Origin of the sequence: Verrucosispora sp. WMMD573 (genome assembly GCF_027497175.1) — a bacterium.
GTDB lineage: Bacteria > Actinomycetota > Actinomycetes > Mycobacteriales > Micromonosporaceae > Micromonospora.
The window spans coordinates 3,440,290-3,454,849 of record NZ_CP114901.1; the positions used below are offsets into that span (position 1 = coordinate 3,440,290).

Annotated in this window: 10 protein-coding genes; 4 read left to right on the forward strand and 6 right to left on the reverse strand. The window is 68.8% G+C overall.

The window, feature by feature from the left end; translation table 11 throughout:
* Positions 1–4: 4 nt before the first annotated feature.
* Entirely contained in the window at positions 5–1,444 is a 1,440-nt protein-coding gene (locus O7601_RS15795; protein ID WP_281561895.1) for a hypothetical protein, read from the reverse strand.
* 246 nt (positions 1,445–1,690) lie between these two features.
* Here O7601_RS15795 and O7601_RS15800 point away from each other — a divergent pair, with 246 nt between their 5' ends.
* From O7601_RS15800 to O7601_RS15815, 4 genes are read left to right on the forward strand one after another with little or no spacing between them, the layout of a single operon-like run.
* On the forward strand, positions 1,691–2,728 hold the full coding sequence (locus tag O7601_RS15800; RefSeq protein WP_281561896.1) for a polysaccharide biosynthesis protein: 1,038 nt from the start codon (positions 1,691–1,693) through the stop codon (positions 2,726–2,728).
* Positions 2,725–3,858 (forward strand): NAD-dependent epimerase/dehydratase family protein, encoded by a 1,134-nt coding sequence (locus O7601_RS15805; protein WP_281561897.1) that lies wholly within the window; start codon positions 2,725–2,727, stop codon positions 3,856–3,858. Before O7601_RS15800 ends, O7601_RS15805 begins: the two co-directional genes overlap by 4 nt.
* An 8-nt stretch (positions 3,859–3,866) precedes the next feature.
* A complete protein-coding gene (gene wecB / locus O7601_RS15810; RefSeq protein ID WP_281561898.1) occupies positions 3,867–4,985 on the forward strand; it encodes a UDP-N-acetylglucosamine 2-epimerase (non-hydrolyzing) in 1,119 nt (372 codons plus the stop codon).
* A 10-nt stretch (positions 4,986–4,995) separates the two neighbouring features.
* Positions 4,996–5,982, forward strand: a complete 987-nt coding sequence (locus O7601_RS15815; protein ID WP_281561899.1) for an LCP family protein — start codon at positions 4,996–4,998, stop codon at positions 5,980–5,982.
* A gap of 54 nt (positions 5,983–6,036) precedes the next feature.
* Here O7601_RS15815 and O7601_RS15820 read toward each other — a convergent pair whose 3' ends face one another.
* The 5 genes from O7601_RS15820 to O7601_RS15840 all read right to left on the reverse strand — a co-directional run bounded on the left by O7601_RS15820 (position 6,037) and on the right by O7601_RS15840 (position 14,526).
* A complete protein-coding gene (locus O7601_RS15820; protein ID WP_281561900.1) occupies positions 6,037–7,230 on the reverse strand; it encodes a glycosyltransferase family 4 protein in 1,194 nt (397 codons plus the stop codon).
* Entirely contained in the window at positions 7,227–8,600 is a 1,374-nt protein-coding gene (locus O7601_RS15825; RefSeq protein WP_281561901.1) for a glycosyltransferase, read from the reverse strand. The genes O7601_RS15820 and O7601_RS15825 overlap by 4 nt, the downstream gene beginning before the upstream one ends.
* A complete protein-coding gene (locus O7601_RS15830) occupies positions 8,594–9,883 on the reverse strand; it encodes a lipopolysaccharide biosynthesis protein (RefSeq protein ID WP_281561902.1) in 1,290 nt (429 codons plus the stop codon). Before O7601_RS15830 ends, O7601_RS15825 begins: the two co-directional genes overlap by 7 nt.
* A gap of 414 nt (positions 9,884–10,297) precedes the next feature.
* Positions 10,298–12,400 carry a 1,4-alpha-glucan branching protein GlgB gene (gene glgB / locus O7601_RS15835; RefSeq protein WP_281561903.1) on the reverse strand — a complete coding sequence of 701 codons (2,103 nt, stop codon included), beginning with the start codon at positions 12,398–12,400 and terminating at the stop codon, positions 10,298–10,300.
* Positions 12,388–14,526, reverse strand: coding sequence for an alpha-1,4-glucan--maltose-1-phosphate maltosyltransferase (locus tag O7601_RS15840; RefSeq protein ID WP_281561904.1), 2,139 nt, complete (start codon positions 14,524–14,526; stop codon positions 12,388–12,390). Before O7601_RS15840 ends, glgB begins: the two co-directional genes overlap by 13 nt.
* Positions 14,527–14,560: the final 34 nt, after the last annotated feature.

Here is a 14,560-nt window from a genome sequence, read left to right on the forward strand (position 1 = left end):
GGACCTACAGCTGGGAACGTGCCGCGGACAACGCGCGACCGGGGGCGGGACGAACCGGTTGGACCGGTGGCCGTCGTCGAGGTCGGCACAGGTAGAGCGCCAACAGGGTGATCATTCCGATGACGGACTCCGGGGACATGCCGAGTTGGTTGTTGGCCGGCAGATAGGCGATGAGAATGGCGAGCTGAGCGAAGATCAGTAGTGGCAGCACGCGCCGGGCGAGGGCGGCCTCCAGCCACACCCGTGCGAAGAACCAGCCGATCAGGCCCATGAACAGGGCCGCCCCAGGAAAGGTGAGATCAGAGGCGAGCCAGGGGTAGATCGTCGCCCAGTACAAATCTGCGGGCCAGGCGGTCTCGTCCTGCGTGCGTTGCGGGTAGTTGGGATGGGCGGATGGGTCCACGCCGAACTGCTGCTCGGCGAGGACGGCTGCGGCTGGTGCGCTGCCCAGGCCGTGTGACCAGGTGAACGGCACCTGTAGGTTGTGCGCTAGCCCGAGGTAGCCGTGGGTCGGGTAGACCAGCATCGCGGCGATGCCGTTGGCCACGTGGGGACCGGCCACGTTCACCACGGCCGGGTTCGCCTTGACCAGGTCACTGGTGCCGAAGGCGGTACTCCGTGCCGCCTGACTGAAGACCATGTAGCCCGTGAAGGTGATGGCGATCATCGCGGCGACCGTGAGCACTTTTCCTCGTCGGGTACGCGTACGGCGGCGGCGGGCTGTTGCCGCGACGACGAGTAGCCCCGCCCCTAGCATGACCGCGACGTCGCCGAGGCCCTTGAGCGTGCCGATGAAGAGGTAGTACGTCGCGTGGAAGGCGAGGCCCAGCAGGCCGACCGCCCGTAGCGGCCAAGACAGGCGTTGCCAGTACACCACCAGAAGCGGTGCCAGCATGGTGCCACAGACGCCCAGGAGCACAGACAGTGTCAGGATCCCGCTGCTCTGGCCGATGCCCTGCTCGTATGCGTCCAGTTTGTGGAGGTAGGCAGTGGCCGGATCGCGCACATTGGACCAGACGCTTGTCGAACCCGTCGCCCCCAGCGTGGCCATGGCGACGATGCTCACGACGATGTAGTAGCTGGCTCCGACGACCAGTAGTTTCCGGGCCCTGGTGAACTCGGTCGGCGTGAGGCAGCGGAGTCTGTCTGGCGGGCAGCGCCAGACCTGGAGGGCGTATCCGAGAGCGAACAGGGCCGTGGCGCTGAACACGAAGACGCACAGCTGAGTCTTGTTCTGCACCTGTTGGTCAAGGTCGCTGAGCCAGAAGAACGCGAAGGTGCCGAGCATCCAGCACAGGGCCAGGAGCAGGGGAAGCCAGATCCGCAGTTGATCGGGTTGCTCCCGGGGGTCGGACTCCGATGGATCGGTGTGCCGGGCCGGTTCGATCCTTCCGTCACGGTATGGTCGTCGGACCCCGTCGCGTTCCGCAGCTACAGATGCCACCTACAGCGCCTTCCGGTCGGCCTCGCCCCGCTACACGGATCGTGCACGGTCGGTCGCGGCAGGCCGCCGCCGCGCGGGACCGGTTCAGGACCTCTGCTGCGGTGCGGCGCCACCAAGCCAGAGCGTAATCCACCTTAAAGTGCCTTTTTTGGCTGATTGTTCCTTTAGTGCCGCTACATCCGGTAAATCTCCTTCAGGGGGAGCGCCCTCCGCTCTGGCAGTAGTGACAGCTGTAAGGGGATCTTGATGACACCATTTGAGCCCGACGCGACGGTTCTCGTCACCGGTGGCACCGGTTCGTTCGGCCAGACGATGGTCCGTCGACTGCTCGACAGGGACGTTGCCGAGGTGCGGGTTCTCAGCCGGGACGAGGCCAAGCAGGACGCGATGCGCCACGCGCTCACCGATGATCGCGTGCGCTACCACCTCGGTGACGTCCGGGATTTCGAGACTGTCCTACGTGCCACCCGCGACGTCGACCACATCTTCCACGCCGCCGCTCTCAAGCAGGTTCCCGCCTGCGAGTTCTTCCCTATCGAGGCGGTGCGGACCAACGTGTGCGGCAGCGCCAACGTGGTGGAGGCGGCCGAGCGTAACGGGGTGCGCTCCGTCGTACTGCTGAGCACCGACAAGGCGGTCCAGCCGGTCAACACCATGGGGATGACCAAGGCCATCATGGAGAAGTTGGCCCAGGCGCACGCCCGCAATCATCCCGCCAGCGACACGATCGTCTCGTGTGTCCGCTACGGCAACGTCATGTACTCACGTGGCTCGGTCATTCCACTGTTCGTGGAGCAGATCCGGGCCGGACGGGCGCCAACCGTCACCGATCCCAACATGACACGCTTTCTCATGTCGTTGGCGGACTCGGTGCGACTGGTCGAACACGCGTTCACGCACGCCCACCCCGGCGACGTCTTCATCCACAAGGCCAGCGCCTGCCGGGTGGGGGACTTGGCCACGGCCATGTGCCAGCTCTTCGACGTCCCGGAGAAGCTCGACGTGGTCGGCATCCGTCTCGGCGAGAAGCTGCACGAGTGCCTGGCCAGCGCGGAAGAGGTGGCGCGGGCGGACGACTTCGGTGACTTCCTGCGGGTGCCGATGGAGGGCCGTGGCCTGCACTCCTTGCCGCACAGTCTCGCCCTCGCGGGAGCGGCCGTGGTTCCGGAACTCAACTCGGCGAACGCACCGCGCCTGGACGTGTCGGGAGTCAGGGAGGTGCTGCTCAACCTTCCGCAGATTCGAGCAGAACTGGCCCTGCGCGAGCCGGTGCTGGTGTCATGAAGGTCGCGCTGACCGGTGCCGGCGGATTTCTCGGCTGGCATGTCCGGGTACTGCTCCGGGCGGTGGGCTGGCCCGCACCGACGGTGCTGACGCAAGCGGAGTTGGCTGATCCGGCGGTCGTTGCCAACCGTATCGCCGGCGCGGATCTGCTCCTGCATCTCGCGGGTGTCAATCGGGGTAGCCCGGCCGACGTGGTTGCCGGGAACGTGAATTCGGCGCGGTCCCTGGCCGATGCTCTCCGGCGGTGTCCCGCCCCGCCGAAACGAGTGGTGTTCGCCAATTCGGTGCAAGCCGGCAACGCGACACCGTACGGCGAGAGCAAGGCGGCGGCGGCCACGACACTTGCCGCTGCCTCGGGCCTCGGCTACGACTTCGACGACGTCCCGTTGCCGAACCTCTACGGCGAACACGGTCGGCCCTTCTACAACTCGGTGGTGGCGACCTTCTGCCGGATCCTCGCCGACGGCGGCCGGCCGGAGGTGAGCGGCGACCACGAACTGGCACTGGTGCACGTGCAGGATGCCGCGGCCCGGCTCATCGGTCTACCGCCCGGGCACACCTGGGACTCGACCATGCCGGCACTACGGATCGACGTGCCACGCCTCGCGGAATGGCTGACCGATCTGGCGACCATCTACCGGTCCGGGGAGTTCCCGGCGCTGTCCGACCGGCACGCCGTGCGGATGTTCAACACCTACCGATCGCACTGCTTCCCAGCTGACATGCCGCTGCCGCTGACCGACCGCAGCGACAACCGGGGGAGCCTGACGGAGGTCGTCAGGGCACGAGGTGGCGGTGGGCAGACCTTCGTGTCGACGACCCGGCCCGGAGTCAGTCGCGGGAATCACTTCCACCTGGCGAAGGTCGAACGCTTCGCGGTTGTTCGCGGCACCGCCGAGATCCGGCTGCGCCGGGTCGGGTGCCGAGATGTGGTCAGCTTCCCGGTCAGCGGAGATTCCCCGGTGGTGGTCGACATGCCGACCATGTGGGTCCACGAGATCGTCAACACCGGTGACAATGATCTGCTCACGTTGTTCTGGACCAACGAGCTGTTCGACCCGGCCCGTCCGGACACCTACCCGGAGTTGGTGTGCATTCCGGCGGCACAGACGACGGGGGCGCCGAAATGACGCGGGTCATGACCGTGGTGGGCACCCGCCCCGAGATCATCCGTCTTTCCCGCGTGATCGACCGGCTCGACCGCACGGTCGATCACGTTCTTGTCCACACCGGGCAGAACTGGGACCGGGCGCTGTCCGAGGTATTCTTCGCCGAGTTGCGGCTGCGCCAACCCGACCGGTTCCTGCGGGTCGACACCTCCTCCCTGGCCAGGGTCTTCGCCGGGGTGCTCACGGGCGTCGAGCAGGCGATCGATGAGGTGCGGCCGGACGCGTTGCTCGTGCTCGGCGACACCAACAGTTGCATCGCCGCGCTGATGGCACGGCGGATGCAGGTGCCCGTCTACCACATGGAGGCCGGTAACCGCTGCTTCGATCTGAACGTTCCCGAGGAGACCAACCGCCGCCTGGTCGATCACGTTGCCGACTTCAACCTGGTCTACACCGAACACGCCCGGCGTAACCTCCTTGCCGAAGGACTGCATCCGCGCCGCATCCTGCTCACGGGCTCGCCCATGCGTGAGGTGCTCGATCACTATGCCGGGGACATCCAGGGTTCGCGCATCCTGGACCAGCTCGACCTGGCACCGGACGGGTACTTCGTGGTCAGCGCGCATCGGGAGGAGAACGTCGACCATCCGGCGCGACTGACCAGGTTGCTCGACTGCCTGCGTGCGGTCCGAGACGAGTGGCGACTACCAGTGCTGGTCTCCACCCATCCGCGGACCCGCAAGCGGCTGGAGGCGCTCGCGGCTGACCCGACTGGCCTGGACGGAATCGAGTTTCACGAACCCTTCGGTCTCCTCGACTACGTGCAGTTGCAACGGAACGCCCGCTGCACCCTGTCGGACAGCGGCACGATCAGCGAAGAGAGCGCCATCCTCGGCTTCGCGGCCGTCACCCTGCGCGAGTCGATCGAGCGCCCGGAGGCGCTGGATGCCGGCGGGATAATCATGACCGGCCTGGAGCCGTGGGGTGTGATCGAGGCGATCGGGGCGACGCTCGACCAGGTCTCCGCCGATGGGGTGCCCTGCCCGGCCGACTACCGGATTCCAGACACCTCACGCCGGGTGGTCGATTTCATCCTGTCCACGGTCCGGCGGCACCACGACTGGGCGGGCATCCGGCGTCGAAAGTGAGGTGACGACGATGGAACTGCGGATGCCCAGTTCATTACGCAACCGCTGGACCCGAGCGGTGGCACTGGTTGCCATACTGGCCCTGCTGGTGATCGCCGGCGCCGGCGTCGGCGGTTGGCTCTACCTTCGTTCGTTCGATTCCGACATCCGGCGCGTCGACGCCTTCGAGCGCATCCCCGCCGAGCAGCGACCGGCGCCGGATGAGGCTCTCAACTTCCTCGTGATCGGTACGGACCAGGCTGAACAGCCCGGGGCGGCGCAACGTAGCGACAGCATTCTTCTGGTGCACGTCCCGCCGAGCCAGGACCGGGCGTACGTCATCTCCATCCCCCGTGACACCTGGGTCAACGTCCCCACGGCCAGCCCGGGGGACCAACCCAGGAACGCCAAGATCAATGCTGCCTACGCCTGGGGTGGCGCACCGCTGCTCGTACGAGCCGTCGAGAAATTCACAGGTGTCCGGGTCGACCACGTCGCAGTCGTGGACTTCGCCGGGTTCGCTCAGATCATCGACGGGCTCGGCGGGATCGACGTCGTCGTCGACGCGCCGTTCAGGTCCATTGCCGCGGGCGGTGCCGTCCTTCCTCCGGGTACGCACCGGATGAACGGCGCGGTCGCCCTGGAGTACGCCCGTGAGCGCTACCAGTTCGCCGATGGCGACTTCAGCCGGATCCGTCACCAACAGGCGATCTTTACCGCCGTGCTACAGGAGGTGACCCGCGCGGGCATCCTGGTCGAACCGGCTCGCCTCAACACCTTCCTGCGAGGACTCGCGGGTGCCGTGCAACTCGACGCGAATCTGGCCGTCGGGGACACCGCCTGGCGTCTGCGCAAGATCAGGGCCGACCGGGTGGCGACGCTGACCAGTCCCACCGCCGGAGTGGGCATGATCGGTGACGAGAGCGTCGTCCTACCGAACCGACCCGCCGCCGCCGAGCTGTACCAGGCGGTCAAGAACGACGAGTTGGATCACTGGTTGATGGAGAATCCGCAGTAGTCATCGCACCAGCCACTGCTGGGTTCGTGGCCCGGCCGCTGCGTGCGCGGAAGGTCAGGCGCGTAGGCGATCGAAGAACTCGCCGAGGGCGACGGCGTGGACGCGGTAGTCGAGGGACTTCAGCGCCCGCTCCCGCGCCGCCACCCGAAGCTGCGCCCGGTCCCCATCACTGAGCCGCGCCGCAGCGCGGAGCGTCTGCGTCACGCTCTCCACGGAGTAGTCGGGACAGACCAGCCCCTCCACCCCGTGGTGGAGATACTCGGCCATGTCGCCGGTGAGATTCGCGATCACCGGAACCCCGTTGGCGAGACTCTCGCAGAACTTCGTGGAGAAGCCCGCGTTGGAGGCCCGCTCCGGCCGGCGTAGCAGCACGGTGAAGTCGGCCTGCTGCACCGCGAACGGAACCTCGTGCTGTGCCAGCCGTCCCAGTGCGCGTACGTTGGCGGGCAGCGCCCCACCGATCAGCGCACGTACCTCGTCGGGAGACGGGCCGAGGATGCGCAGCTCGACCGGTGCCTGCGCGCAGTGTGCTCGCTGCGCGGCGAGCACCACGTGGGAGAGCAGGTCCTTGTTGTTCCGGCCGGGATTTCCCGCGTAGGCGATGACGAGTGCGGCTCCACGTCGACGCTTCGGGGCAAGGAGAGGGAGATTCGCGACGTCCACCGTCGACGGTACCCGCACCACCGCCCGGACGCGCGCCTCGTAGTACTCGGTGAGCAGGGCGCTGATGGCGATGATGCCGTCGCAGCGCGGGTAGTGATGCCGCAGCGCCAGCTTCATGCTCGCGTTCAACGGCCCGAACCTGCCACCCCTGACGTAGCGTCCGTTGTACCAGTCCACCACGTCGGCCACCAGCGGCACCCGGTGCCGGGTGCACCAGCGGATGAGCTGGTGGGCGTACTGCGCCTGCCCGCCGTGCAGAAGCACGTGCGACGGTTTCGTCGGCTGCTCCTCCAGCCAACGCACCGTGCGTCGGCCCCACGTGACGAAGGCCCGCACCGAGACGCGGAGCAGGCCCGCACCGGCCGCTGGTGCCTCACCGAGGCCCACGTGGGACACGGTGCCCGGCCCGTCGAAGCCGGGCACCGGCGTCGGTACGCGCGGCTGCGCGTCGCCACTGGCCACCACCACCTGCTGACCGGCGGCCGCCAACGAGCCGACTAGGCCGAAGACCCGGCGGGAACTCGCGTCGCCCCAGGGAAACAGGAACGGGCCGACGCAGGCGATCCACTCTCCTGAGCGCTTCACGCTTCTTCCCTCGTCCCGCTCGGTGTGCGGCTCGATCGCGCGGCCCGTCGGAGTACCTCGGCGAACCGCCTCGCCACCCGCTCCCGGCGGTGATGGCGCTCGGCGTGCGCCCGACCGTTGCGTCCGTACTCGTGCCAGGAGGACGAGTCGAGACACAGCTTCCACAGCTGCTCGGTCACCATCTCCGGCTCAGGTGTGCCGACCACGATTCCGGCGCCGGCCGTCTGGATGTACGCCATCGAGGCGAGTTCGTGCGGTCCGTGCCCGAAGATGGGCCGGCCGGCGGCGAGGTACTGCGGGATCTTGGTGGACACCGAATAGCGGGTGTAGCGTCGGGTGTCCTCGGCGAAGCTCTCGACGTGCACCAGAATGTCCGCTGCCGCGAGCACGGCGGGCACCTCGTGACTGGCCAGCGACCGCCCGAAGTGCACGCCGGGATACCCGGCGAACTCGCGACCGTAGCGCTCGGCGTCCTCGGCCGGACAGTGCACGGTGAGCCGGACCGGGGTGGCCGCGGTGCTGATCGATGCCGCACTTGCCGCGATGTTGAGCAGCGACCGCCAGCGACCCAGATGCAGCGCTCCGACATAGACGAGGTTCGTCGGTCGGTCCGGCTCCGGTGCCACCGGCGGCTGCGGGGCGGAGAAGAACTCCGCGTCCACCGAGTTCGTGAAGATGTCGAACGGGATGCCGTACCGGCGCTGGTACTCCTCGGCCATCGGCTCGCTGATCGCCATGCCGCAGGGGGCGAGCCCGACGAGGTCACGGACCGCGGCGTGCAGCCGTGACGCCGCGACGCCCCCCAACTCGCGGCGGCCGTACAGGGTCGCCGGCCAGTCGTCGGTGAAGTGCGGAACCATCGGCACCCCGCAGAGCCGGGCGGCGCGGGCGGCCAACCGGGTCAATCGGACACTGCCGAGCATCGAGTAGACCACGTCGGGCCGGTACTGCCGCACCCAGCGTTCGACCCGCGGCGGAAGGTTCAGCGGGCTGAGGTCGCCAAGCGCAACGAGATGCGAGTACCAGTTCGCGACAGTGGTCCGGCGGTCGGCGACATCGCGGACCGCGGTGAGTGCCGGCATGCTCTGCACCGGGCCGGTGCCGTTCCAGCCAAGCATCCGTAGCGCGAGATACTGCGGACGCGGGTAGTGCTCGCGGGGCGGAAAATGCAGGAAGTCTTCGCATACCTCCGTCGACGGCTCGGTGCCGGAGGTGTATATCTGCGCCAGCCGGTCCTTCGGCCACCCGTGGAACAGGTTGGACAAGGTGATCGTCGTGCCGGTGGAGCGGTCGAACGGCATGTGCCCGACGACCAGTACCTTGGGAAACCTGTCTACGTGTGACGAGTCGTCACGATGCTGTATCAACACAGATCACCTTTCGAATGTTCGGGTAGTGCCCGGGACGCCAGTGCGCGGCGATAGCCGTGTACCGCCGCCGGGACGACCGTCAGCAGGTAGCAGGCCGCGCCGACGTACGGCACGGCGGAAATCCCAAACCACTGCGCGCCGTACCATTTGCCGACGAGCGACAGGCCGAGGTAGGCGGCGTAGCCGATCAGTTGCGGGCGGACGACTCCGGCGGCGTTCTGCACCATGAACATCGGCGAGGTGGCTGCCACGATCAGCCACCACAGGGCCAGGCCCGGCAACAGCCACCGGTCGCCCACCAGCGGCACCGACAACCACGTGGCGAACAGCCACTCACCCCACAGGACCAGAGCGGCGGCGGGCAGCAGCACGATGACCGTGGACACCAGTGTCATCCGCCGCGAAGTCCGGCGGACCCAGCTCACCCGCCCGGCGGCGAGCGCTTCGCCGTGTGCCGGCCAGAACGGCTGATTCACCAGCATCACGATCACGCCGAGTTGGATGAACAGCCGGGCCGGAACCGCGTACGCGGTGACCTCGGCGAGGCCCTGTGCGTGCGCGATGATCAGGCTGTCCGCGTTGTCCGCGATGGTCATCAGGATCGTGACGACGCCGAACAAACCGCTGATCTTCAGCAGTTGTCGGCCGATGGTCGGGTCCAGGGCCTGCCATGTCGGGGCGAGCTGGGGCAGCTTGCGGCCGAAGGTCCAGCCGGTGTTCACGATGTTGACCAGCACCGGGCCGGTGACGGCGGCGGCGACGACCACGACAGCGGGGCTGTCGATGTGCACCGCTCCGAGGGCCAGCGGCAGCGACGATGCCGCTCCGGCAGCCTGCCAGAGGTTGCTTGTCGCTCCCAGCCGGTAGGCGAACTGGATCCGGTTGACAAGTGCCAGGGGCATGTTCAGCAGGAAGGCGGTCAGGCAGGTCAGGGTCAACGCCCGCGCATCGGCGGCTGCGATCGAGGTCGGCGCGTTGAAGACGGTTCGCCAGGGAACCAGCCCCGAGGTGAGCCACAGCACGGCGCAGCCGCTCAGGGCGATGCCAGTCACCATCGCGTACGCGCTGGTGATGTAGCGGCGGGCCAGCCGACTGTCACCACTGGCGCAACATGGCGCCAGCCGGGTGAGCAGGCCGTTACCGAGCCCCAGGTCGGCGAAGGCAGCCATGCCGGTAAGCGCGATCACTGCCATCCACAGCCCGTACAGATCAGGGCCGAGATACGACAGCGTCACCGGGATCAACGCCAGCGGGACGATGGCGCTGACCACGCGTCCGATCACGGCGGTGGCTATCCAGGAAGCGACCGCCGGAGCCGGTGGCCGGCCGGTCGAACGTCCGGGGGTCTTCGCGTGCCCTGACGTGTTCGGGGCAGGGGACACGCCGACCGCACCGGCGGCTGGAATGCCCGGCGGCCCGCCGGGCGCGAGGTCGGGCCTAGACAAGGCGGTCACCCGGTAGTGGGGAAAGGCGCAGGGCAGGGCGCCGTTCCACGCCTTTGAGACGTGGCGCTCCCCGCGTTACCCCGATAACCCCCATATTGGATAAAGCGTACTATTGGTCGCACAAGGGATGTGTCGATACGGATTCGATGGCCGGGCAGGCTCGACCCACTGATCCCGCCCGTCGCAGCGGCGCACTAGTCTGGGCCGTCCCCGACCACGCCGGTCGTCCGACTGGTCATCGCGGGCCGCCGGTCAGGCCGCGCGGAGCCAGAGGGCGCCCAGGGGCGGCACGCGGAGCGCCACCGAGGCGGGTTGGCCGTGCCAGGGGACATCCTCGGCGTGCACCGTGCCCAGGTTGCCGACACCGGAGCCGCCGTAGTGGTGGGCGTCGGTGTTCAGCACCTCCGCCCAGGCGCCGGCCGCCGGCAACCCGATCCGGTAGTCCTCCAGCGGCAGCGCGGAGAAGTTCGCCACGCAGACCACTGTCGCCCCGTCGGGTGCGATCCGGACGAACGAGATGGTGTTGTTGGCGACGTCGTCTCCGGCGAGCCAGCGGAAACCGGCGGGGGAGGTGTCCTGCGCCCACAGCGCCGGGGTGTCCCGGTAGACCCGGTTCAGGTCGCCCACCAGGTGTTGCACACCGGCCCGCGCCGGATCGTGCAGCAGGTACCAGTCGAGGCCGCGTTCCTCGCTCCACTCCCGGTCGTCGGCCAGCTCGCAACCCATGAACAACAACTGCTTGCCCGGATGCGCCCACATGTACGCCAGCAGCACGCGGACGTTCGCCAGCCGCTGCCAGGTGTCGCCGGGCATCTTGCTCACCAGCGAGCCCTTGCCGTGCACCACCTCGTCGTGGCTGATCGGCAGCGTGTAGTTCTCGCTCCAGGCGTACGCCAGGGAGAAGGTGAGCTGATGGTGGTGGTGCTGCCGGTAGATCGGGTCCTTCGAGGTGTAGAGCAGGGTGTCGTGCATCCAGCCCATGTTCCACTTGAACCCGAAGCCGAGCCCGCCGTCGCTTGTCGCCCGGGTCACCCCCGGCCAGGCGGTGGACTCCTCGGCGATCATCATCACCCCGGAGTGATGCTTGTAGACCGTCGCGTTGACCTCCTGCATGAACGCGATGGCTTCCAGGTTCTCCCGGCCGCCGTGCACGTTCGGCGCCCACTGCCCGTCCTGGCGGGAGTAGTCCAGGTAGAGCATCGAGGCGACCGCGTCCACCCGCAGCCCGTCGACGTGGAACTCCTCCAGCCAGTACAGCGCGTTGGCGACCAGGAAGTTGCGCACCTCCCGGCGGCCGAAGTCGAAGACGTAGGTGCCCCAGTCGGGGTGCTCACCCCGGCGCGGGTCGGGATGCTCGTAGAGCGGGGTGCCGTCGAACCGCGCGAGGGCCCACTCGTCCTTCGGGAAGTGCGCCGGCACCCAGTCCAGGATCACCCCGATCCCGGCGGCGTGCAGCCGGTCCACCAGGTACCGGAAGTCGTCGGGGTCGCCGAACCGGGCCGTCGGGGCGAAGTAGCCGGTCACCTGGTAGCCCCACGAGCCGCCGAACGGGTGCTCCATCACCGGCAGGAACTCCACGTGGGTGAAGCCCAGCTCCACCACGTACGCGGTCAACTGCTCGGCCAACTCCCGGTAGCCCAGGCCGGGCCGCCATGAGCCCAGGTGCACCTCGTACACGCTCATCGGCTCCTGGTGCGGCTGTCGCCGCGACCGTCGGCCCAGCCACTGGGCGTCGGACCACTCGAACGTCGACCGGTGCACCACCGAAGCGGTGGCCGGCGGCACCTCCGCGTACGCCGCGAGGGGATCGGCCTTGTCCCGCCAGTACCCGTCCGCGCCCAGCACGCGGTACTTGTACCGGCTGCCGGCGGTGGCGCCGGGCACGAAGATCTCCCACACGCCGGTCGAGCCGAGCGAGCGCATCGGCCAGCCGTCGTCGGGTGCCCAGCCGGTGAGGTCGCCGACCAGCCGCACGCCCCGGGCGTTGGGTGCCCACACCGCGAACGCCACCCCGCCGTCGAGGACCCGGGCGCCAAGCGCCTCCCACAGCCGTTCGTGTCGGCCCTCAGCGATCAGGTGCAGGTCCAGCTCGCCGAGGGTGGGCGGGAAACGGTACGGGTCGTCGTGGCGCGCCCCGTCGACGTCGAGCCGGTAGTCGAGCACCTCGCCGGGGACGGTGGCCTCGAACAGACCGACGTCGTGCACCCGCTTCATCGGGTGCCGCTCCTCGCCGACCAGCACACTCACGTCGCCCGCGTTCCGGCGCAGGGTGCGGATCACCGTACGTCCGCCGGCCGGGTGCGCGCCGAGCACGGCGTGCGGGTCATGGATCTCCCCGGAAATCAGCTGGTCCATCGGGCGTCGTCCTTCTGAGCGGGAGCGGTGGGTGCGGTGCCGCCCGACAGGTCGGTGGGCACGTCCTGGACGGTGAGGGTGACCGGCTCGGTGCCGCCCTGACCCGGCGTCCCGGCTTCTGTCGGCCCGCCCGCGGCCGGGCCGGTCGACGGCGACGCCGCAGCGACCGGCCGCAGGGTGAGCACGTGCGCGGGTTGCAGGTACGGGTCGAGCCGGACCGCGTTGCGCTGCCCCCAGTCGTAGCGGGCGCCGGTCAGCTCGTCATGCACGGTGAACCGGTCATGCCAGTCCAGGCCCAGCGCCGGCATGTCCAGGGTGGTGTTGCCCCACTGCACTGTGTGCGAGTCGAACGAGCAGATCACCAGCACCGTGTTGCCGGTCTCCGGATCGTGCTTGGACCAGCACAGCAGGGCCGGGTTGTCGATGTCGTGGAAGACCAGGTTGCGCAGCCGGCGCAGGGCCGGATTCTCCCGGCGTACCCGGTTGAGGGTGGCGATGAACGGCGCCAGCGAGCGGCCCCGCGCCTCGGCGCCGGCCCAGTCCCGGGGTCGTAGCTCGTACTTCTCGTTGTCGAGGTACTCCTCCGCGCCGGGGCGCGCCACGTGCTCGAACAGTTCGTAGCCGGCGTACATGCCCCAGGAGGGGGAGAGCAGCGCGGCCAGCACCGCCCGGATCTTGAACATCGGCGGCCCGCCGTGCTGCAACGAGGCGTGCAGGATGTCCGGCGTATTGGGCCAGAAGTTCGGTCGCATGTAGTCGGCCGCCGCGACCAACTCCGTGCAGTACTCGCGCATCTCGGCGGCCGAGGTCCGCCAGGTGAAGTACGTGTACGACTGGGTGAAGCCGACCTTGGCCAGTCCGTGCATCATCGCCGGCCGGGTGAACGCCTCGGCGAGGAAGAGCACGTCCGGGTCGACCCGCTTGACCTCCCAGATCAGCCAGTGCCAGAAGTCGACAGGCTTGGTGTGCGGGTTGTCCACCCGGAAGATCTTCACGCCCTCGCCGACCCAGTGCCGTACCACCCGCAGCACCTCGGCGCGGATGCCGTCCGGGTCGTTGTCGAAGTTCAGCGGGTAGATGTCCTGGTACTTCTTCGGCGGGTTCTCCGCGTACGCGATGCTGCCGTCGGCCCGGGTGGTGAACCACTCCGGGTGCTCGGTCACCCACGGGTGATCCGGGGCGCACTGCAACGCCAGGTCCATCGCCACCTCCAGGCCGTGTTCGGCGGCGGCGGCAACGAAGTCCCGGAAGTCCTCCGGCGTACCCAGATCGGGGTGGATGGCGTCGTGCCCGCCCTCGGCCGCGCCGATCGCCCACGGCGAACCCGGGTCGTCCGGGCCGGCGAGCAAACTGTTGTTCGGGCCCTTGCGGTTGACCCGGCCGATCGGGTGGATCGGCGGCAGGTACAGCACGTCGAAGCCCATCGCCGCGACACCCGGCAGCCGCTCGGTGGCGGTGACGAAGGTGCCGGAGCGGGCCGGCGCGTCGACGGTCGCCGGGACCGCTCCCTCGGACCGGGGGAAGAACTCGTACCAGGCGGAGAAGAGGGCCCGCTCGCGGTCCACCCACAGGCGGTACTCCTCGCCGGTGGTGACCAGCTCCCGGACCGGGTGCGCCCAGAGCAGGTCGGCCAGCTCCAACGCCGGACTCACCCGCTGCGGCAGCGGCCGGGCGACATCGGCCAGGGCCTTCGCGGCCGTCTTGAGGCGGGGCCGATCGGGCTTCGGCACCAGTTTGGTGGCGGCGCTCAGCACGCGTACGCCCTCGGCCAGGTCGTTGGCCAGCTCGGCCGGCCCCTGGCCGGCGGCGACCTTCTTGGTGACCGCGTTGTGCCAGGTCAGGTAGGGGTCACTGAACGCCTCCACGGTGAACATCCACTCGCCCACCGCGTCCGGCACGATGCTGGCGTGCCACCTGTCCTGGCCGGGCTCACCCGGACGCATCCGGGTGAACGGGCGGGCCACCCCGTCCGGGCCGAGCCACACCACGTTGCAGCCGAGCGCGTCGTGCCCCTCGCGGTAGGCGCGCGCCGACACCGGCACCACCTCGCCGACCACCGCACGGGCCAGGTAGCGACCGCAGGAGACGACGGGGGAGACGTCTTCGATCGGGAACCGTCCGCTCACCGCCCCAACCTACTGCCCGAGATCCTCTCGCGCT